Below are 202 nucleotides of genomic sequence, written 5' to 3' on the forward strand. Positions count from 1 at the left end.
TTAACTACATCATGCCGGAAAACGTTTTCCTGGTGATCGCTTCGCTAGCAACGTTCGCCACGGTTTGGGTGTGGATTATGATCCTGCTGTCGCAGATCGCCTTCCGTCGTCGTCTGCCGCCGGAAGAGGTCAAAGCGCTGAAGTTTAAAGTACCGGGCGGGGTAACGACGACCGTTGTTGGCCTGATTTTCCTGGTCTTTAT

1 pseudogene is annotated in these 202 nt (G+C 53.0%); it reads left to right on the plus strand.

The window, feature by feature from the left end:
• Positions 1-202, plus strand: a pseudogene (proY, locus tag FDX22_RS21565) (proline-specific permease ProY); the annotation flags it as partial.

Source organism: Citrobacter sp. TBCS-14, assembly GCF_005280805.1.
In the GTDB taxonomy this organism is placed as follows: domain Bacteria; phylum Pseudomonadota; class Gammaproteobacteria; order Enterobacterales; family Enterobacteriaceae; genus Citrobacter; species Citrobacter gillenii.